Origin of the sequence: Sorangium sp. So ce726, assembly GCF_051521405.1 — a bacterium.
GTDB lineage: Bacteria > Myxococcota_A > Polyangia > Polyangiales > Polyangiaceae > Sorangium.
Genome location: NZ_CP150349.1, coordinates 1,879,271 through 1,898,289, shown reverse-complemented (window position 1 = coordinate 1,898,289; position 19,019 = coordinate 1,879,271). Strand labels below are relative to the sequence as shown.

The 19,019-nt window shown below is 71.6% G+C and carries 12 protein-coding genes and 1 tRNA gene; 6 read left to right on the top strand and 7 right to left on the bottom strand.

The genetic code is table 11. The features are described 5' to 3' along the window. The first annotated feature begins 67 nt into the window (after positions 1-67). Positions 68-141: transfer RNA gene (locus WME79_RS07165), tRNA-Arg, on the top strand. Between the two features lie 585 nt (positions 142-726). Here WME79_RS07165 and WME79_RS07160 read toward each other — a convergent pair. Beyond that, positions 727-1,761, bottom strand: a complete 1,035-nt coding sequence (locus WME79_RS07160) for a GNAT family N-acetyltransferase (RefSeq protein WP_437533702.1) — start codon at positions 1,759-1,761, stop codon at positions 727-729. A 91-nt stretch (positions 1,762-1,852) separates the two neighbouring features. On the opposite strand from WME79_RS07160, the gene WME79_RS07155 reads away from it, so the two are divergent. From WME79_RS07155 to WME79_RS07145, 3 genes are all read left to right on the top strand, one after another. After that, positions 1,853-3,310: a PLP-dependent aminotransferase family protein gene (locus WME79_RS07155; protein WP_437533699.1), complete on the top strand. Its 1,458-nt coding sequence runs from the start codon at positions 1,853-1,855 to the stop codon at positions 3,308-3,310. 120 nt (positions 3,311-3,430) lie between these two features. Then, entirely contained in the window at positions 3,431-3,691 is a 261-nt protein-coding gene (locus tag WME79_RS07150) for a SemiSWEET transporter (RefSeq protein WP_437533696.1), read from the top strand. 184 nt (positions 3,692-3,875) lie between these two features. Further along, entirely contained in the window at positions 3,876-4,538 is a 663-nt protein-coding gene (locus tag WME79_RS07145) for a methyltransferase family protein (protein ID WP_437533694.1), read from the top strand. A gap of 84 nt (positions 4,539-4,622) precedes the next feature. Here WME79_RS07145 and WME79_RS07140 read toward each other — a convergent pair whose 3' ends face one another. After that, entirely contained in the window at positions 4,623-5,918 is a 1,296-nt protein-coding gene (locus WME79_RS07140; RefSeq protein WP_437533691.1) for a serpin family protein, read from the bottom strand. A gap of 120 nt (positions 5,919-6,038) precedes the next feature. Here WME79_RS07140 and WME79_RS07135 point away from each other — a divergent pair, with 120 nt between their 5' ends. Continuing rightward, positions 6,039-6,524: a gluconokinase gene (locus WME79_RS07135; protein ID WP_437533688.1), complete on the top strand. Its 486-nt coding sequence runs from the start codon at positions 6,039-6,041 to the stop codon at positions 6,522-6,524. Positions 6,525-6,607: 83 nt separating this feature from the next. Here the strand turns inward: WME79_RS07135 and WME79_RS07130 are convergent, their stop codons facing one another. Further along, complete coding sequence (locus WME79_RS07130; RefSeq protein ID WP_437533685.1) at positions 6,608-8,029, bottom strand: hypothetical protein; 1,422 nt, start codon at positions 8,027-8,029, stop codon at positions 6,608-6,610. 860 nt (positions 8,030-8,889) lie between these two features. On the opposite strand from WME79_RS07130, the gene WME79_RS07125 reads away from it, so the two are divergent. Further along, positions 8,890-11,493: a GAF domain-containing protein gene (locus WME79_RS07125; protein ID WP_437533682.1), complete on the top strand. Its 2,604-nt coding sequence runs from the start codon at positions 8,890-8,892 to the stop codon at positions 11,491-11,493. A 719-nt stretch (positions 11,494-12,212) separates the two neighbouring features. On the opposite strand, the gene WME79_RS07120 is transcribed toward WME79_RS07125, so the two are convergent. From WME79_RS07120 to WME79_RS07105, 4 genes are all read right to left on the bottom strand, one after another. Further along, positions 12,213-12,539 (bottom strand): hypothetical protein, encoded by a 327-nt coding sequence (locus WME79_RS07120; RefSeq protein WP_437533679.1) that lies wholly within the window; start codon positions 12,537-12,539, stop codon positions 12,213-12,215. Positions 12,540-13,399: 860 nt separating this feature from the next. Beyond that, positions 13,400-15,541, bottom strand: a complete 2,142-nt coding sequence (locus WME79_RS07115; RefSeq protein WP_437533676.1) for a response regulator — start codon at positions 15,539-15,541, stop codon at positions 13,400-13,402. 712 nt (positions 15,542-16,253) lie between these two features. Beyond that, a complete protein-coding gene (locus tag WME79_RS07110) occupies positions 16,254-17,369 on the bottom strand; it encodes a prephenate dehydrogenase/arogenate dehydrogenase family protein (protein ID WP_437533674.1) in 1,116 nt (371 codons plus the stop codon). A 197-nt stretch (positions 17,370-17,566) separates the two neighbouring features. Then, the gene (locus tag WME79_RS07105) at positions 17,567-18,688 is read right to left on the bottom strand and encodes a serine/threonine-protein kinase (protein WP_437533671.1); all 1,122 of its coding nucleotides are present in this window, start codon (positions 18,686-18,688) and stop codon (positions 17,567-17,569) included. Positions 18,689-19,019: the final 331 nt, after the last annotated feature.

The window sequence follows — 19,019 nt, the reverse complement described above, 5'->3', positions numbered from 1 at the left end:
AGGAATGGGGTTGCGCGAGAGCCCGGTCTTGGGTAGGTTCGGGGCCCCTCGCGAAACCCGCGAGAGTGCGCCACTAGCTCAGCTGGATAGAGCGTCGGCCTCCGGAGCCGAAGGCCAGTGGTTCGAATCCACTGTGGCGCGCTGGGTTCTCGGCCTTTCCGCAACTTTCGCGGCTGTGCCGACCACACCTCGCGCGGGCGTCCATACGAGCGCAAAGGTGAGAGGTGCGTGCTTCGGACCTCTGCTCTTTGGGCCGCCGGCCAGGGGGATCTCCGGCGAGGACGACGATGGCAGGGGCCACTCCTCGGCAATCGCGACGGGGCGAGCGAGTCCACGGCGTGGCCGCACGCGCCCGACCAAGATACGCAGCTCATCAACATAGCTCGGATCGTCTCTCGTGCAGGCGAGAGGGCCAGTCGCGACGTTGTCCACACTTGCGCCCGCGATCGAACGGTATGCCCTGCTCACTTCCCTACCATCTTCGCAACCGTCGATAATCGAGGCGCCCGGAGCCTCGTCGACCCAGAACCAGAAGCTGAAGCCGCGCTCTGCGGCGGCTCAGGCATTCATCTGGGATTTCTTGGGGGACACCCTTCTTCGGTGGTCAACGCCATCTCGATCGGCGCGGAATAACCTTCCGTTGGCGAAATGGGAGCCGGAGTTGCCATGTGTCGCGCGGGCGGCTGCCGTGCAGCGGCGCGGCCGCATCGACGCCTGGCCGCCGCTTCAGGCGCGCACGAGCTGCATCTCCGTCGACGTGAACGGCCGCGGCGGCAGCGCCGCGCGGTCACGGAAACCGAACCGCGCGTAGAACGCGTGCGCATCCTGGGTGCCCAGGCTCACGTGGCTGGCGCCGCGGACCGCCGGGTGCCCGAGCAGCAGCCGCACCACCGCCTCGCCCACGCCGCGGCCCCGCAGCGAGGGCGCGACCATCACGTCGTACAGCCACGCACGCCTGCTCCCATCGCTGATCGCCCGCGCCGTCGCCACGAGCCGGCCCGCCGCGTCGCGCGCGCCCACCCACGCCGACGAGCCGAGCAGCGCCCGCGCGATCGCCTCGCGCGACACACCCTGGTTCCAGTAGCCGCCCTCCAGCAGATCGACCGCCTCCGCCACGTCGCGCGGGCCCAGCGCACACGCGAGCACGCAGCCCGCCGGCGCCTGAAGGAACTCGGGCACCGGGGTGTCCGGGCAAGCGCCGCGGAGCAGCTCGATCGCCGCGGGATCGCCCGGCGCACCCCGCTCCCAGAGCTTCGCGAGGATCCGCGCCCGCTCCTCGGGCGTCCGGTTCTGCGAGAGCTTCGCCTTGCCGTCGAGCCGCGACAGCGGGACCGCGAGCACGAGGATCCCGGCGATCGCCTTGCGGTAGAGCGGGCTGGACGCGTCGAGCGGCGTGTACCCGCCCTCGGGCTGGTACTTCTGCATCAGCGCCTCCAGCACCTCGGCCTTGTGATCCGGATCGTCCACGCGCTCGATCACCCCGTGGGCCTGCGCGCTCCGGTAGAGCGTCGTCGCCGGGCACGCCCGCTCCGGATCGGTGAAGTAGCTCGGGATCGACGCGACGACCTGCTCGCACGACACCACCGCGGGCCGGCCGACGGCCTCGATCTTCTCGCCCACGGGCGCGCCGTGGAACGCGATCGCGCCCCGGACCACGACGCCGTGCACCGTCTTCAGCACCGGCTCGCCCTCCGCCGTCGTCGACGCCAGGTGGACCACCTCCGCGAGCCCGAGGAACGCCTCGGCCTCCGCCCTCTCCATGCGAAAAATCTCCCTGCGCATGGACCGAGGTTGGCGCGCACCTGGTACTCCCGAAAGATCCGGTTCGCCGATTTCTGCTAGACCAGTGGGCATGCCCTGGGAGCTCGCCCTCGCGGTCGATCCCGCCGCGCCGCAGCCGATCTTCCTTCAGATCGCGCGCGCCCTCGCCGACGACATCCGCCGCGGCCGGCTCCGCGCCGGCGCCGAGCTGCCGGGCAGCCGCGCGCTCGCGCGGTCCCTGTCGGTCCATCGCAACACCGTCCTCGCCGCGTACCGCGAGCTCGCCGCCGAGGGCTGGATCGAGGCCAGCGCCGCGCGCGGCACCTTCGTCTCGGCGGAGCTTCCGGCGCCTGCGCCCCGCGGCTTCGCCCGGCGCGCCGCCGCGCGGGCGGAGGTGCCGGCGCGGCTCGGCTTCGACCTCGGCGCGACCTCGCTCCGGCACGTGCCCATCATCCCGCCCGGCACGCTCCGCATGAGCGGCGGCCTCCCCGACATGCGCCTCGTCCCGACCGCGGCGCTCGCGCGCGCCTACCGCCGCGCGCTGCACGCCGGGTCGAAGCAGCTGCTCGACTACGCCGATCCGCGCGGCGACGAGCGCCTCCGCGCCGCCCTCGCCGCGATGCTCTCGGCGGTGCGCGGCCTCGCCGCCGCGCCGGAGTCGGTCCTCGTCACGCGCGGCAGCCAGATGGCGCTCGACCTCGTCGCGCGCGCCCTGATCGCGCCGGGTGACGCGGTCGCCGTCGAGTCCTACGGCTACCGCCCCGCGTGGGAGGCGCTCCGCCTCGCCGGCGCGCGGCTCGTCCCGCTGCCGGTCGACGCCGCGGGCCTCTCCATCGACGCGCTCTCGGAGCTCGCCGAGCGGGAGCGCCTGCGCGCCGTCTACGTCACCCCGCACCACCAGTACCCCACGACCGCGGTGCTCGCGCCCGGCAGGCGCATTGCGCTCCTCGAGCTCTGCCGGGCCCGCCGGATCGCGATCCTCGAGGACGACTACGATCACGAGTTCCACTACGACGGCCGCCCGGTGCTGCCGCTCGCCAGCGCGGACACGGCCGGCGTCGTCGTCTACATCGGCACCCTGTCGAAGATCCTCGCCCCCGGGCTCCGGATCGGCTTCGTGGTCGCCCCCGAGCCGCTGATCGAGCGCCTCTCTCTCCATCGCACCTTCGTCGACCGGCAGGGCGACCACGCCGTGGAGCGCGCCGTCGCCGAGCTCCTCGAGGACGGCGAGGTGCAGCGCCACGCGCAGCGCGCGCGCCGCGCCTACCGGGCGCGGCGCGATCTGCTCGTCGCGTCGCTGCGCGCGCGGCTCCCCGACGCGCTCGACTTCGTCGTGCCAGCCGGCGGTATGGCCCTGTGGGCCAAGGTGGACGCGGCGATCGACGCGGACGCCTGGGCCGAGCGCGCGCTCGCGCGAAAGGTGGCGTTCTCCGCGGGGCGGCGGTTCGCGTTCGACGGCAAGAAGCGCCCCTTCCTGCGGCTCGGGTTCGCGGCGCTGGATGAGCGGGAGATCAGCGATGCGGTGGAGAGGATGGTCGAGGCGCTGTGAGCGCCCAGGCGGGCGGACCAGCTGAGCACCGCTGCCCGACAAAACATCCCTATCTCCCTGTCTCTCCGGATGCGCCTTCCCTATGCACCAGGGGCGAACCGAAGGGATACGACAGAACAGATGAAGCCAGAAGCAGTGACCGCGCTCGGGCTCGTCGCGGCGACCCTCACCACGGTCTCCTTTCTTCCACAGGTGCTGCGCACCCTGCGCACGCGCGACACACGCTCGATCTCCGTCGGCATGTACGCGGCGTTCGTCACCGGCGTGGGCCTGTGGCTCATTTACGGCCTGCTCACGCAGGACGTGCCCATCGTCATCGCGAACGCGATCACGTTCGTGCTCTCGGGCACCGTGTTCCTCCTCAAGCTCCGATACGGCTGAACTCTCCTTCTCCCACGCAGGCGCTGTCTCCGACAGACCGCGGTCGTCCCGCGGCCCCGCCGTCATCGAAGCTCGAAGCGCGCTGCGCCCGCGGTGGATGGATGACAGATCCGACACGGCCTCACGCCCGCTGGCTTGACCGCGCACGCGCCCCCTCTCACCTTTCGACGTAAGGGGGAATACAATGAATGGCGCGGTGCTCTACGACCTCGCGATGCGGCTGCCGCTCGCCGTCCTCATGCTCTATAACGCCCTGTTCGTCGGGCGAGATATCTATGCTCACCTGTTTCTCTGGAGCGGGCCCAAGGGGCTCACGTACGGGACGACGGTGGCCTCGCTCATGGCCACAGAGGCCTACGTGCTGCTCGTCGCGGCGTTCACGCTCGTTCGCCTCCGCCCTGTACGCAAGCTGAGCGGCATCGTACCTCGCGTCACCGCGCTCGCCGCCGGCCTGCTGCCGGCGAGCTTCGCATGGCTGCCCAAGGCCCCGCCGATGCCCGGTCGTCAGGTGGTGGGCACGCTGCTCATCATCGCTGGAGTGGCGCTCGCCGTGGTCAGCATCGGGTCGCTGGGCAAGTCGTTCAGCGTCATGCCCGAGGCGCGACGCCTCATCACCAACGGCCCCTACCGGCTCGTGCGCCACCCGGTCTATCTCGCCACCCTGATCCAGGGGACGGGCATGATCTTGATCTATCCGTCCATCGTCGCGATCCTGATCTACACGGTCGAGATGATCCTGCAGATCATCCGCATGGGATACGAGGAGCGCGTGCTGCGCGACACCTTCCCGGAATACGACGACTACGCGCGCCGGACGTCCGCACGGCTCGTCCCCCGCCTCTACTGAGGAGGGCCCGCGGCAGGCACGCGGCGCCGTGGGACAGGATGCCACGCCTGTCGCAGCGCGCCTCGCGCTTCCGGCTCGGCGCTCTTACGTGGACGGGTCGGCCACGCGGCCCACGAACAGGATCGCGCTGGTCGCGGGATCCCGGATGAAGAAGAGGAACGGGCGATCGAAGCGGATCGTGGCGGGCTCGGGCGCCGACGTCTCGCCGATGACCACCGCCGTGGCCGCCGCCGCCTCGGTGCCCGCCTCGTTCACGGAGACGAACGCCTTGTGAAGCACATCGGTGATGAACAGGCCGCCCTGGCCGTTGATCCCCGAGAAATCCGCGCGTTCAGAGAAGGCGACGGGCATGCCCAGATCCTCGAGCGGCGGGGCGAGATCCAGGGTCGAGGCGATCTTGAACCGCGGCAGCGTCATCGTGACGCTCCGCGATCCGAGGGAGGCGAGGACGCCATCCAGCCGATCCCGGTCGAGCCCCGCCTCGAAGGCCCCGAGCTCCGACGGGAGCACGAGCACCATCGACAGCTCGCCGCCGTCGTAGGGCAGCTCCAGCGCCTCGTAGCTGTCGCCCTCGCCGTAACGGACCTGCGCGTGGTTGGTCATCATCGGCACGGACACCGTGGAGCCGTCCGCCAGCGTGAAGCCGCCCGGGGTCGTGTCCTCCTGCTCGAACGGAAACTGCCAGGCAGCGTTGAAGTAGATGGCGTTCGTCAGCACGAGCCGGGTCGAGGGCCCGAGGGCGCCTTCAGGCAGGATGTCCTTGATGCGGTCCTCGGTGCGCTCGGCCACCCAGCCATTGATGATCCCCCGCGCCTCGTCGGGCGCCTTGATGAAGTCGACGACGTGCAGCCCGGCCCCGTAGCTCTCCGCCAGCACGTCGAGGAACGACGGCACGAGCGCGGAGCCGACCTGCCCCCAGATCGCGTTGGCCACGTGGAGGCGGAACCCCTTGCCGTCCTGCCCCTCGGCGCCCTCGCCGCGGCGCGCGAGCGCCAGATCGAGCGCGTTGAACGCCGGGTGGAGGCGCGCTTGCGGCAGCGTGAAGCGCAGCGCGCGCGCCATCTGATCCGCCGTTTCCCCGCGCGCGCCGGCGTACGTCATCGCCAGCGCGCTCGACACGCTGTAGGGCGAACAGAAGAGGTTGCCCGGCGCGGCGCCGATCCGGCGGTAGAGCTCGAGCGCGAACGCCGTGTTGCCGAGGGCGAGCTCCGTGGCGTCGGCCTCCGGCACCTGAGGCGCGCGGGCCCGCTGCTTGTCCGAGGCGACGACGCAGCCCGCGGTGCCCGGATCGGCGCACCCGGACGGCGAGGGCTGCGGCTCCGGCTCGGCGCCGCCAGAGGAGCAACCGGCGCAGAGGAGGGAAAATGGCAACAGGACCACTGGGATCGGAGGCCTACGCATGCGCCCGGCGCAGCAGGGGGCGTGCCGAACCGCTCATGATAGGATGGATCCCACCATGCGGAGAGCGCGAGAGACAGCCCTCGGAGAGGCGCGGCGCCCGTGATCGTGCTCGTGATGGGCGTGAGCGGCGCCGGGAAGACGACGGTCGGGGCGCGCCTTGCGCGCGAGCTCGGATGGGAGCTCGTCGACGCCGACGACCTCCACCCCGCCGCCAACATCGAGAAGATGCGCGCTGGCAAGCCGCTCGACGATCGGGATCGCGCGCCGTGGATCGCAGCGCTCACCGCGCGCATCCGCCAGCTCCTCGACGAAGGGCGCGACGCCGTGATCGCCTGCTCGGCGCTCAGGGCGGCGCACCGCGCGCAGCTGCTCGTCGACCCTGCGCGGATGCGCCTCGTGCACCTGACCGGCGATCCAGCGCTGATCGCCGCGCGCCTCTCGGCGCGCAAGGATCACTTCATGCCCGCCGGCCTCCTCTCGACGCAGCTCGCCGCGCTGGAGCCGCCCGAGGACGCGATCCGCGTCGACGTCGGCGGCACCCCCGAGGAGATCGTCGCCGCCGTCCGCCGCGCGCTCGGCGTGTGAGCCGGGCCCGCGCCGCGCCTTCCTGCCAAAGTCAGGCGCTTTCCAGGCGCTCTCTCCGGGAGAGCCCGAACGCCCACGCGCGGTCAGCCCGGGTCCGGCAAGCGGGTCAGGAAGAGCGCGCCCTGGTCGCTGGAGAGGCGTTCGCCCCCGAGCGCCACCGTGCCCTGGAAGGATCCGGCCAGCATCGGGCTCTCCCACGGGTCCATCTCCAGCCCGGAGACGTGGACGTCCGCGCCGATGCGCCGGGTCCACTGCTCCTCTCCGCTGGAGCTGAGCGCGGCCGCCCACGCGCTGCACGACGACGGCTCATTCGCCGACTCGCACAGCGCATCGCCGGCCAGCACCACGCGCTCGCCGCTCGCCGTGACGCGGCGGGGGCTCCGCGCGTCGAAGCGCTTCACCCAGATCACGCGGCCATCCGGGCCGATCTTGGCCACGAACGGCCGCGGGCCGCCCGGCAGATCGGGCTCACCGAAGACGCCGCTGCCGGAGAGCAACGCGGCGCCTTCTGGATCCACGGCGAGGTCGTACGCCTCCTCGAGCTGATCCGGCGAGCCACGGAACCGCTTGTGCCACACGAGCTCTCCGTTCCGGTCCAGCTTGGTCACGAACGTCGCCGTGCCCCGCCCGTCCTGGCTCGCGAGGATCGCGTTCCCGTCGCGGTCGACCTTGATGCCGATCTCGTCGCTGTCGGAGCCGCTCGGCGGCAGGCTGACCCACGCGAAGCGACCCGAGGCGTCGAGCCGGACGACGAAGGCGCCGATCGCCCGCCGCTCGATCCGCGCTCCGGCGACCTTCGCGGCCCCCTCCAGCCTGCCGAGCACGAGCGCGCCGCCGCGACCATCGGCGGCGAGCGCCGTACCGCTCAGGATCGCGTCCTGCTCCGCGGAGATCTGCGCCGCCCAGCTCGCCGCGCCGCGCGGGCCGAGCTTCGCGAGGAACAGGTCTGCGCCCGAGGGCGACGCCGCCGTGAGCCGGTGCGCGCCGAAGCGGACCGTGCCGGAGAAATCGCCGAGCACGAGCGACTGCCCCCCGCTGCTCGCGGCCACGTCGATGGCGCTCTGCGCCGTGCCGTCGCCGAACTGCTGGCTCCAGAGCGGAGCGCCGCACGCGTCGAGCTCGGCCACGAAGGCGTCCGTCGCGCCCGCGCTCCGCAGCCGGGTGCTGCCAAAGGTCAGCTCCCCTTCGAAGGAGCCAGCGAGCAGCGCGCGGCCGGCGCCGTCGATCGTGAAGCCGCGCAGGGTCGCGCCCTTGCCAGGATACTGCCGGCTGAACGAGCTCTGCCGACACGCGCGCTCGGCCCGCTCGCCGTCGTCGAGCCCGGCCGCGCCGGCCAACCGCCCGCCGGGTGCGACCGCGGCACCCAGACACACGCCTCCGGGGCCGACTGCCCCCATCTCGCACATCCCGGGGGGCGAGCCGTGCTCCGCGTTCGCCCGCGCCGCACCGCCGCTGTCGCCTCCCGGATCGCCCTCCGCGACAGCGTCCGCAGCCTCCGAGGACATACACCCGGCTCCACAGCAGATGACGCCACAGAGTGCGCTCAGTGCTCTCAAGACAGACCACATACTGCATCTCCTCTCCCGCCTCGACGCGGGCACACTGGAAACACTGCAGGATGCGGACCATGGCCCGCGCCTTTCAAGCTTCTCGCGAAGTTGAAAAATCCAAACTTTTCTTGCTGAATGCGGGCTCATCCAGGGCAGGAGGACGCGCTCGCTCAGCGCCGCTTCATGTCCTCATGTCCTCTTCACACCGTCGCTCCTGGGCGAACCGGCCATTCGACCCCGGTCGCGCGACCGATCGATTCACGCACTGGCACGCTCGCGTCGACAGAGATGGATAGGGCATCTCTCACCCTGAACACCGCCTGTTCCGAATCCAGATCATCGATGGTCGAGATCTGGCCGAGTCGCTCGCCGCTGGCGTCGAGGCACGGGCGACTGGCATCTTGAACGCCGCCGGGCCCGGCGAGGCGCAGGCGCTGGGGCGGGCTGCTCGCGCGCAAGGCGCTGACGCCGGGGCGGGTGTCGTAGCCGCGAGCCGCGAGCGGGGCGCTCGCGCGGACCCCGAGGCCGCCCTCCCCCGGGCTCCGCGGGGTGGCTGGCGGCGCGCGGAGAACGAGAAGACGGGCGTATACCACCGTAGCGCACCCACGCCCACTTAAGGTAGGATGCTGTCACACGACTCCGGCGGACGTATCGCCGCTGGAGGAGCCCGCGACCGCGGGCGCCGGCCCCTCCATGACCCCCTACCCATCTACGATCACGACGGAGCTCCCTGCGAGCGAAGGCGCGACTGCGCGGCCCCCCGCGCCAGCCCCGCCGTCGCCGCCGGCGCCCCCGCGATCGCCTCGGAGATGGCGATGAAGTTGCTCTGCAAGCCCGCTGACGAGCGCACTGCGCGTGCGCAGGTGCTGAAGGTCGACATCGACGCCTACGCCGCCCTCCCTGACGCGGAGCGGCGCGCGGTCCACCTGCGCCTCGGGCGCATGGCCGAGGCGCGATCGCAGCGCGAGCGCTCGGACGAGGCGCTCTTCGAGGCCGCGCACCACCTGAACCTCGGTGCGCCCTTGATCGTTGAGCCGCGCGAGCGGGCTGCGCTCGCCGCGATGAACCTCGCTGCGGGCCGCAAGGCGAGGGAGCGGGGCGCGACCCAGGCGGCCGCCGATCTCTTCGAGGCCGGGATCGCGGCGCTGCCGGACGGGAGCTTCAGGCAGGATCACGAGATCGCCTTCTCGCTGCACGCGGAGGCGGCCGAGTGCGCGCACCTCGGCGGCCGGCTCGAGCGCGCGGAGGCGTTGCTCGACGTGCTCACGACGGAGGCGCGCTCGGATCTCGAGCGGGCCAGGGCGCACGAGCTGCGCATCGCCGTGTACACCACCCAGGGCCGGCTCGATGAGGCGGTGGCGCTCGGAAAGACGGCCCTCGCGATGCTCGGTGTCCCCCTCCCCGAGGACGGGCCGGGGCGGAAGGCGGCCGCAGACGCCGAGCTCGCGGCCGCGCGCGCCGCGCTCGGCACGCGCCGGCTCAAGGATCTGCTCGACGAGCCCGAGGCCTCGGACGCCCGGACCCACGCGGCGCTCCGGCTCCTCATGGCCCTCATGCTCCCCGCCGCAACGGTGAACCCGCCGCTCTGCACGTTCGTCGCGGCCAGGCAGGTCAACCTGTCGCTGGAGCGCGGCCACGGCGGAGTTTCCCCGTATGGCTACATGGCCTACGCCTGGGTCGCCGCGCGGGTGCTCCGCCGCTACGACGAGGCCTATGAGCTCGGCCAGCTCGCGCTCGAGATGAACGAGAGGTCCGGGCAGCCCGAGCTCTCCTGCCGGCTGCGCGTCGTGCTCGGGGCCCACGTCAGCGTCTTCACCGATCACCTCCTTTCGAGCCTCGATCTCTTCCAGGCCGCGCTCGAGGCGGGGCACAGGACGGGTGATCTCACCTACCTGTCCCAGGCGTGCGTCCACACTGCGCTCGTTCGATTCGGGCTCGGCGACGAGTGCGAAGCGGTGCGGGCCGAGGTCGACGGCTTCCTCTCGCTGGTGCGGCGCGCGCGGGAGGAGCTCGCCGCCCTCGCGCTGGCCGGCGTGCGCCGCGCGCTCGACGACCTGATGGACGCGACGCGCGCCGGCGCGTCACGCCCGCCCAGCCACGGCGATCTCGACGACGCAGGGGATGAAGCCAAGCTCTCGGCGCCGGCGTATGGCGCCGCCGCGCGCGTCCACTACGCGCTGCGGCAGCAGATCTGCTTCCTCAACGAGGACCACGAGGGGGCGCTGCGGATGGGCTCGCTGGCCGAGGCGAGAATGCAGGGCGGCGTCGACGATCACCTCGCGACCGAGGTGTTTTTCTACACCTGCCTGACGCTGCTCTCGCCCACGCTGGCGCGCGGCCGGCAGCTGACCACCGTCTCGGTGGCGAGCTATCGGGATCGGTTCTCGGAGTGGGCCGAGCGGTGCCCGGAAAACTACCGTCACAAGCACCTCCTCCTCCGCGCGGAGTCCGCGCGCGCCGCCGGCGAGGAGCTCGCGGCGATGAAGCTCTACGATCAGGCGATCGAGTCGGCGAAGGTGAACGGTTTCGTCCGGGACGAGGCGCTCGCCAGCGAGCTCTGCGCGAAGTTCCACCTGGCGAGCGGCAGGGAGAGGATCGCCCACGTCTACATGGCCGACGCCCACGAGGGCTACCTTCGGTGGGGCGCGATGGCCAAAGCGCGACAGCTGTCGCGAAAGTACCCGCACCTCGTGGCCCGCGCCGCGCTCCTCGGGCAGCAGAGCCGTCCGCCGGAGTCCACGCTCCCGGCGAGCACGGAGCGCCCCACGTCGCTCGACGCGTTCGGCCTCCTCCGCGTTTCGCGCGCGATCTGCGGGGAGCTCGTCCTGGAGCGCCTCTTCGAGCGGCTCCTCCGGGCCCTGAGCGAGAGCGCGGGGGCGCAGCGCGCCGTGCTGCTCCTCGCGCGCGACGGCGCGCTGACCATCGAGGCCGAGCTCGACGGCGACCGCGGAGGGGTCCGCGTCGGACCTGCGACGCCGCTCGAGTCCGCCGCCGATCTCGCGGCGAGCGTCGTCTACCACGTCGCCCAGACACAGCAGCCGATCGCCCTCACCAGCGCGGTCGTGGACGAGCGGTTCGCGGACGACCCTTACCTGCTCGAGGGCGGCCTTCGATCGATCCTGTGCCTCGCCATGACGCATCAGGGCCGCATCACGGGCGTGCTCTACGCGGAGAACGGCGCGACCGCTGGCGCGTTCCGCGCCGGCCAGGTCGAGCTCTGCGGCCTCCTCGCATCGCAGGCGGCGGTGGCCGTGCACAACGCGCTGCGCTACCGCGACGCGCAGAGCACCTCGCGCGAGCTACGTCGCTGCAACGAGGCGCTCGTTGAAGAGGTCGCTCGCCTCACCGAGGAGCTCCGCGCCTGCAGCCGCGACGCTAGCCCCACGAGCGAGCTGCGGCGCTGCAACGAGGCGCGCTAGCCCCGCTAACACGTTATCGTCCGGGTCCGTTCCGCCCGACAGGATTCTCCGCCTGGAAGGGAGGGGACTCAGTGCGGCTTCGTGGGAGCGCTGTGTGCGAAGCCCATCGCGGATGGGACACCCCCTCTGGAAAATCCATGACGCCGGCACCAGAGGGGCCGCAAAACATGCATAGTGTGGGCGCGTCCGCGCGCCAGAGCTCCGTCCGAGATACGTGCAAGCGCGAAGGGGAACGCAGCCGTGCGAACAAGATACGCTGCAGCGCGAAAGGCGTGTGGCAGCGCCGTAGAGCGCGCGGCAGCAGCGCAGACGCCGTCCAGCACACAGCCTCTCGAGGCCGGCGCTGATAGCGCATATGTTCTGAAATCAAAATGCTCGGGACACCACGGGACGGAGGGAAGACACAAAGCATCTTCCGTCTCCCAGCCTACCCGTGATTCCCGAGCCTACAGCGGGGCGCATCTTCGTGCGCTACGGGCTCATCCGCGTCGTTCGGCTCGCTTCAGCGCACGTTCGTACGCCTCACGCGCTGGCCTGGCGGCTGAGCTAGCATCCCACGAATCTGCACCTCGCGATAGAACGCCGAACAAAACCAGACCGTGCCATGCAGCCACGAAGGCGCATGGGGACGGGAGATGATGAGTGGCGCTCTAACAGCCTATCCCCCGCCCGCCGTACCGCGGGCCCGGCGAGGGATGGGCGCTATCGACGCGCTCGTCTCAGGCGCCGCCCGCGCCACCCGCGCCACCCGCGCCGCCGGCGCCACCGGTGCCGCCGCCCGCGCCACCCGCGCCGCCGGTGCCGCCGCCCGCGCCACCCGCGCCGCCCTCGCCAGCGCCGCCGGCGCCGCCCTCACCCGCGCCGCCGGCGCCGCCCTCACCCGCGCCGCCGGTGCCGCCTTCGCCGCCAGTGCCCGTCGTCGCCGAGCTCGTCGAGGTGGACGCGGAGGTGGTGGTCTCCCCGTCATCGCCGCATCCGGCGCCGATCATCATCATGGTCGCGCCTAGCAGCAGCGCGCTTGCAAAGATGCTCTTCGAAGCGTTCATGGTTCGTTCTCTCCGTTGGGTTGTCCCCCCCAAAGAATGACTCGGCAGAACCCCGCACCGCTCACCGCTCCACACCGCCAAGCGACTCAATCCACGCAAATTTGCGCAAAATGTGCGCCCTACAAGCGCTGTGAGCACGCCGCGTGCGATGGGCCGGTGTCAATTCCGTGGGGATTCCGTTATGGTGGACGATAGGCCACCATACTGGATTACGCAAGCTTTTTGTCTCACTGCATCATCGTTGCATGTGGGCGCCCCTCCGTGAGCGCCCACCGGTCAAGCACATTCTCCTACATCGGCGCAGGCGAACATGGCGCCTGGAGAACGACTGTGCCTGACAGCACATCCGTCATAACGGATTGACCTCCAGAGGTGAGGGCCCCATGAGCCAAAGCCTGCTCGCGTGAGCGACCTGGAGGAGCGGCGCTGGCGCCGCGCAACACGCGAACCGAGCCCGACTGCAGCGCGGACGCGCCTCGTCTGGCCTGGATGGGGGTCAGCTCCCGGTCTGGTCATGAGGACACGTTCGCGTCATGAACTGCAAGTCCCAGGCCCAATGCCCATCGGACCTTGGTCCTCGTCCCTGCTCATGAGCGCAGGCATGCTGTGGAGAGACCCGAACTCGCTGGCGGGGTCGGGCACGGTAGCGGGCGAGCTCAGGTTGAATGTGCGAGCGATACAGAACGCAAAAGGCATCCCCGGTCAAGGAAGCTCACGGGCGCTCACTCACCGCACAGCGCCTCGCCCGCCGACCGACGACGATCACCCCCGCGAGGATCGCGCGGGATAGAGCGGGGCGCAGGTTCGCGCGCTACGGGTTTATCCGCGCTGTTCGGCTCCCTGCGGGGCCTTTTCGATCCTCATGGGTTGATCTCCTCGCTCGACCCTCGCTCCCGGGCGCAGGGGAGGTCGCCGGCGCGGGCCCGGGCCGCGAGGCTGGCCACGGCAGCCACGAGGGCGGCGGGCTCGATCGGCTTCGTGGCGTGCATGTGGAAGCCGGCGTCGAGCGCGCGCTTCTGGTCCTCCTTGCGAGCATAGGCCGTCAGGGCCAGCGCGGGCAGATCGCCGCCGGCCTGCGGCGGGCGCTGGCGGATGGCGCGGATGAGCTCATAGCCGTCCTCGCCCGGCATGGCGATATCGCTCACGAGCACGTGCGGGAGGGCCGCGCAGAACGCCGCGAGCGCCTCGTGGGCCGAAGCCACGGCCGTCACCTCGGCGTGGTGCTGCGACAGCACCTCCTGAAGGAGCTCCCTGGCGTCCGCGTCGTCCTCGACGAGCAGGACGCGGAGCCCGCCGAGATTGGACGCGGACTCCGAGAACGCGAGCGAACGCGACCGCCCGTCCCTCGTCAGCGCCGGGAACGAGCTGCGCTCGACCCCGAGGAGCGGGAGCCGGACGACGAACGTCGACCCCTTGTGCAACCCAGGGCTGTCGGCCACGACCGAGCCGCCGTGGATCTCGACGATATGGCGCACAAGGGACAACCCGATGCCGAGGCCCGCGTGTGTCCTGCGGCTCGTGCTGTCGGCCTGGCGAAAGCGCTCGAAGACGAGCGGGAGGAAATCCGGCGCGATCCCCTCCCCGGTGTCGCGCACCGTGAGCTCCGCCGTCGCGCCGGCTCGCCGGAGGGAGACGAGGATATGGTCCCCGGGACGCGTGAACTTGAGCGCGTTGGACGTGAGGTTCGAGACGACCTGCTGCAGCCGATCCGCGTCGCCGTTCACCTCGATGTCGGGGTCGAGCGAGACGTCGATCGTGAGCCCCTTCGCCTCGGCGGCGGGGCGGATCGCGTCGATGGCGGTCTCCACGACGGGCGCGAGCGCCATCGGCGCGGCGCTGATGCTCAGCTTGCCCGTCGTGACCCGCGAGACGTCGAGGAGATCCTCGATGAGCTTCGTCTGCGCGGCCACATTGCGCTCGATCACCTCGAGCCCGTGGGACACCCGCTGCTCATCGAACGGCTCGGACCGCAGGAGGTGCGTCCAGCCGAGGATCGCGTTGAGCGGGCTGCGCAGCTCGTGGGAAAGCGTGGCGAGGAACTCGTCCTTCAGGCGGTTCGCCTCGCGCGCCTCGGCGTGTACGCAGTTCTGGATGGCGATGGAAGCGAGCTGCGCGAGCTGCACGAGGACGGTCTCGTCGTCGTCGGAGAACTCGCCGTCGTGCCGATCCGAGAGCTGGATGGTCCCGATGTTCTGGCCGTCGGCCGCGGTGAGGGGCGCCGCGAGGTAGCCCCGCGGCGGCGGCCTCTGCCCGCGGTTGTCCAGCCACTCGGGGTGCAGCGAGAGCTCTCGCTGCGTCAGCCGGAGAGGCCTGTTCCTGGCGCAGACGAGCGCGCATAGCTTGCCGGCGATGGGGGGAGGCGCCTCCTTCTGGAACGTCGTGTACCGCTCCGAGAGCGACACCGCGGTCCGCGCCCGCTCACCGGGTCGCTCCAGCTTCACGAGGGTCATCGCCTGATGGGCGCCGCCGACGTCGCGGGCCGCCTCCGTGATCGCCGCGACCATGGCGTCGAGCGACAGGGCCGAGTTGATCGTGAGCGCGGCGCGGTTGAGCCGCTGGAGCTGCTCCGCGTGCGCGCGCAGCGACTCCGCCTGGAGCTTGATCTTCTGTGTCTTCTTGAAGAGATCGACGAAGACTGACACCTTCGTGCGCAGGACCTCTGGGGCGAACGGGGTCATGATGTAATCGACCGCCCCGAGCGAATAGCTGCGCTCGACATAGACGCGCTCGGTGTGCGCCGTCAGGAAGATGATCGGCGTGTGCAGCGTGCTCCTCCGCTTGCGGATGAGCGTCGCCGTCTCGAACCCATCTATCTCAGGCATCTGGATGTCGAGGAGGATGACCGCGAACTCCTCCTGAAGGAGATGGCGAAGCGCGTCCCTCCCGGACGCCGCCTTGACGATGTTCTCGCCGAGCGGAGCGAGGACTGCCTCCAGGGAGAGGAGCTGCTCAGGCCTGTCGTCAACGATCAGGATGTTGACTCTGCCTACTTCTGCCCTCATCCCGCGTCTCCTTGCCCCCCTGCTCCGTTGTCAGCGCCGCGGCCAGCCTCGCAGCATCCTCAGGAATGGGGCGGTGTCCACCGCTTTCGGGCGGCGTCTGCCGCGTCCGCCCCAGCGCGCTCCGGCGCGGCGAGCGAGGAGGCTCGGGGAAACCGCGTCGCCGGGGGACGCAGCGCGCGCCCACGGCGGGGGATGAGCGCGCCCGCCGGACCGTCGGAGCGACCTCCCGGGCGCCGGCGGGCCTTCCCGAAGGCGGCCCTGCGCGGGGGCGCCGGGGCGCGGAGCGCACGTCGGCCACGCTCAGCCCCGGAACGCTCGGCCTCCCCGGCATGGCCGCTCCGCAGATCCATTCCAGCCCCCCTCCCCCGCGCAGACGAGCTCGTATCGTAATCGAGGCGCTGTCCTACCTGCGACCCAGGGCTCGCCTGCAGTATCCACAAGGGGGCGCCTGACGCCGCTGCATGATCCCCGCACGCAAACCCTACACCGGAGCATGTCAGCGTGGAAAGAGGAATTCATGGCGCCACCGAGCGCCACCCATCGAAAAGGCCGTGAGAGAAGCGCGAGAATCGAAGAGAACACGAAGAAAACCGACGCAAGTGACGCGGAGCTCGATGCGTCGACGCTCTCCTGACTCTCTGTCGATACCTGCTCGACGCGCTCGGTGTGCCTCCTGCTCCGGTGGTGAGGAGTCCATCGCCTGCGCCGCGCGCTAGACGGCGGAGCGCCGCTCCTGGAGCGAGCGTGAGTGCCGGAGGATCACCTCGAAGACCTCGGCGACGCCGTCGGGGTCGAGGCCGAGATCGACGGCACAGCGGCGGCGCGACTCCATGAGCCGCGCCTCGCGCACCGGATCCCGGACCGCCGCCCCGATCGTGGCCTTGGCGCGCCCGGCGCGCTGGACGAGCTCGGCCCTTCGCGCGAGCAGGCCGACGAGCTCCAGATCCAGGTCGTCGATGAGCTCCCGCGTCTCGCGGAGCTCGGGAGAGAGCGCGCCGAGATCGGGGATCGCGAGCGCGGCGAGGTCCTCGGGCGCGGCGTCCTTGGTCGGGACGTCGAGGCTCCGATCGACGGCGACGAGCGCGTCGATGAGGCGGCGGCGCGCCTCGCTCGCGAAGGGGTTCTCGCGGTGCAGAGCGGCGAACAGGTGCCCCGCGTCCACGCGCACCGTCTCGATCGTGTGCGCGATGCCCTGGAACGAGGGAGGCGCGTAGGGCGCGCCTGCGGGCACGCCCGCGTCCATCATGCCCTTCGCGATGAAGAACGCGAGCGCGTGCGTGAAGGCCATGACACGGTCGTGCTCCTCCGGGGCCTGCTCCAGCACCTGACAGCCGATCCGCTCGAACAGCGCGACGACGCGGCGCGCCGCGTCCGGGTGCGCAGGGTTCGGACAGACGACGACGCGCAGCGGGCGCTCGCCGCGCGCGAGGCTCGCCGGCCCGAACAGCGGGTGCGTCGCCACCCAGGGCCGCTCGGCGCCAAGCACCTCGGCCATGGCGCTCGCCGGCACGCTCTTCACGCTGCCCACGTCGGCCACCAGCTGCCCCGGCGCAAGGTGCGGCCGCAGCGACAGAAGGGCCTCGCGCACCGCCGGCACCGGGACGGCGACGATGACGAGGTCCGCGCCGTCCACGAGCTCCGGGAGGGAGGCGGCCCGCGCGGCGCCGCGGATCTCCGCGGAAGGGTCGAACGCGCGCACCGAGATCCCCGCGTCGCGGAGCAGCGACCCGAGCGCCGCGCCGAAGCGGCCATACCCGAGGAATGCGACCTTGCCGATGCGCGCGGGCGGAGCGAGACCACCCCCGGAATGTGGGAGAGAATGCGGCATGCGGCGGATACTACGACAGCCGGTCTACGCGGATGTCACGTTTTCTCGGCGCTGCCGCGAGGATCTGCGACCCCGTCCGTGAGAGACAGGACGGCTCTCCGGCTTCTCCAATCCTGCTGCGATCGCGGCGACGATGCCCCTCTGGCGAGGGCCGAAGGCGGCGCTCCTGCGCCCGCGGCGGCTCGGCCGGCGCCAGCTCACCTGAGCTGCGTCGCGGCCACGCCGAGGATCGCGAGCAGCGACGCGACGGCGGCGATCAGCGCGATGCGCGCCCTGTTGCGCCCCGTGTCCTGCGCGCCGTGCCGCTGGGTCACCGGGCCCGCCTCCGAGCTCGGTCCGGCGCTCTCGGGCGGACGGGGCCTCGCGCTGAGCCCGAGCCCGATCGTCGGGAGGGAGGCGCGGGGACGCGGCGGGAGCGTCGCGCCGAGGAGGCGCGCGGCCCGCTCCACGTAATCCTGGCCCTCCGCCGACGCGTGAGGGGCGAGCGCGATCGCCAGCTCGGCCACGCTCGTGGGCCGGCGCGCAGGGTCCTTCTCGAGGCAGCAGAGGAGCACGCGGTCGATGGCAGGGGGAATGTCGGACCGCAGCGCGCTCGGGAGCGCCGGCGCCGCGCTCGCGACGCGCGGCGCGAGATCGGCGAGCGAGCTCGCCTCGAACGGCGGCTGCCCGGTCAGGAGGCGGTACAGGATCGCGCCGAGCGACCAGACGTCGGCGCGGGGGTCGACGGCGACCGACGATCGCATCCGCTCCGGCGACATGTAGAGCGGTGCGCCGAGCTCTTCCCGCGTCTGCGCCGGCGCGCCGCCGTCGCTCGCGCCGGGCAGCTCCCTGGACGCGCCGAAGCCGAGCACCTTGAGGAGCGTCGCGCCGCCGGGGGTCGTCGCGAGGAACAGGCGCGCCGGCTCGAGGTCGCGGTGCACGATCCCCGCGGCGTGCGCCTCGGCCACCGCCACGCAGGCCTGCAGCACCCAATCGATGGCCTCCGAGAGCTCGATCTGGCCGCGGCCGCGCAGCAGCTCGGAGAGGTCCTGCCCGTCGAGGTGCTCCGTGACGATGTACACGACACCCGAGGCGAGCTGGCCCACGTCGAGCACCCGCGCGACGTGCTCCCCTTTGAGCGCCACCGCCGCGCGCGCCTCCCGGAGCGAGCGCTCCACGCGCTCGGGGCTGCCGTCGGCGAGCAGGAGCTCGATCGCGACCCGCTGGGGAAGCACGAGGTGGCTCGCGAAGGCCACCGTCCCCAGCTCGCCGCTGCCCAAGATCCTGTCGACCCGGTACTTCTCGGCGATCACGTCCCCTGCGACGACAGGTGCGTTCATCAAAGCTCCCCGCAGCGCGCACCGGCGCGGGGGCAGCCGCCCGCCCCCCGTACATGCGCAGATTCATCCTAGCACCTTCGCTCGCCGGATTGGCGGTCGTCGCCGGAGCTCGAGGCCAGCGCCGCGCTGCCGCTTTCACCCCTTCCCCTTCCATCCCCTTCCACCCCTGCCCGCGCGGCCAGACGGCCTGGCAAATGACAGCTGGAGGGGCGCCCTCGCGACGAGGGTGAGGCCGCGCAGCACGCGTCGTCGTGCCGAGAGGAAGGAAGCGGCGGCGCCGCCGCGCGATAGCGCGAAGCGCACAACCCGACGTCTCTCCCATATCACGAGA

Bases quoted from the DNA above. Each gene is read 5' to 3' on its own strand.
- WME79_RS07160 (WP_437533702.1), bottom strand. From the start codon at position 1,761: ATGGAGAGGGCGGAGGCCGAGGCGTTCCTCGGGCTCGCGGAGGTGGTC.
- WME79_RS07155 (WP_437533699.1), top strand. From the start codon at position 1,853: ATGCCCTGGGAGCTCGCCCTCGCGGTCGATCCCGCCGCGCCGCAGCCG.
- WME79_RS07150 (WP_437533696.1), top strand. From the start codon at position 3,431: ATGAAGCCAGAAGCAGTGACCGCGCTCGGGCTCGTCGCGGCGACCCTC.
- WME79_RS07145 (WP_437533694.1), top strand. From the start codon at position 3,876: ATGAATGGCGCGGTGCTCTACGACCTCGCGATGCGGCTGCCGCTCGCC.
- WME79_RS07130 (WP_437533685.1), bottom strand. From the start codon at position 8,029: ATGTCCTCGGAGGCTGCGGACGCTGTCGCGGAGGGCGATCCGGGAGGC.
- WME79_RS07125 (WP_437533682.1), top strand. From the start codon at position 8,890: ATGAAGTTGCTCTGCAAGCCCGCTGACGAGCGCACTGCGCGTGCGCAG.
- WME79_RS07120 (WP_437533679.1), bottom strand. From the start codon at position 12,539: ATGAACGCTTCGAAGAGCATCTTTGCAAGCGCGCTGCTGCTAGGCGCG.
- WME79_RS07115 (WP_437533676.1), bottom strand. From the start codon at position 15,541: ATGAGGGCAGAAGTAGGCAGAGTCAACATCCTGATCGTTGACGACAGG.
- WME79_RS07110 (WP_437533674.1), bottom strand. From the start codon at position 17,369: ATGCCGCATTCTCTCCCACATTCCGGGGGTGGTCTCGCTCCGCCCGCG.
- WME79_RS07105 (WP_437533671.1), bottom strand. From the start codon at position 18,688: ATGAACGCACCTGTCGTCGCAGGGGACGTGATCGCCGAGAAGTACCGG.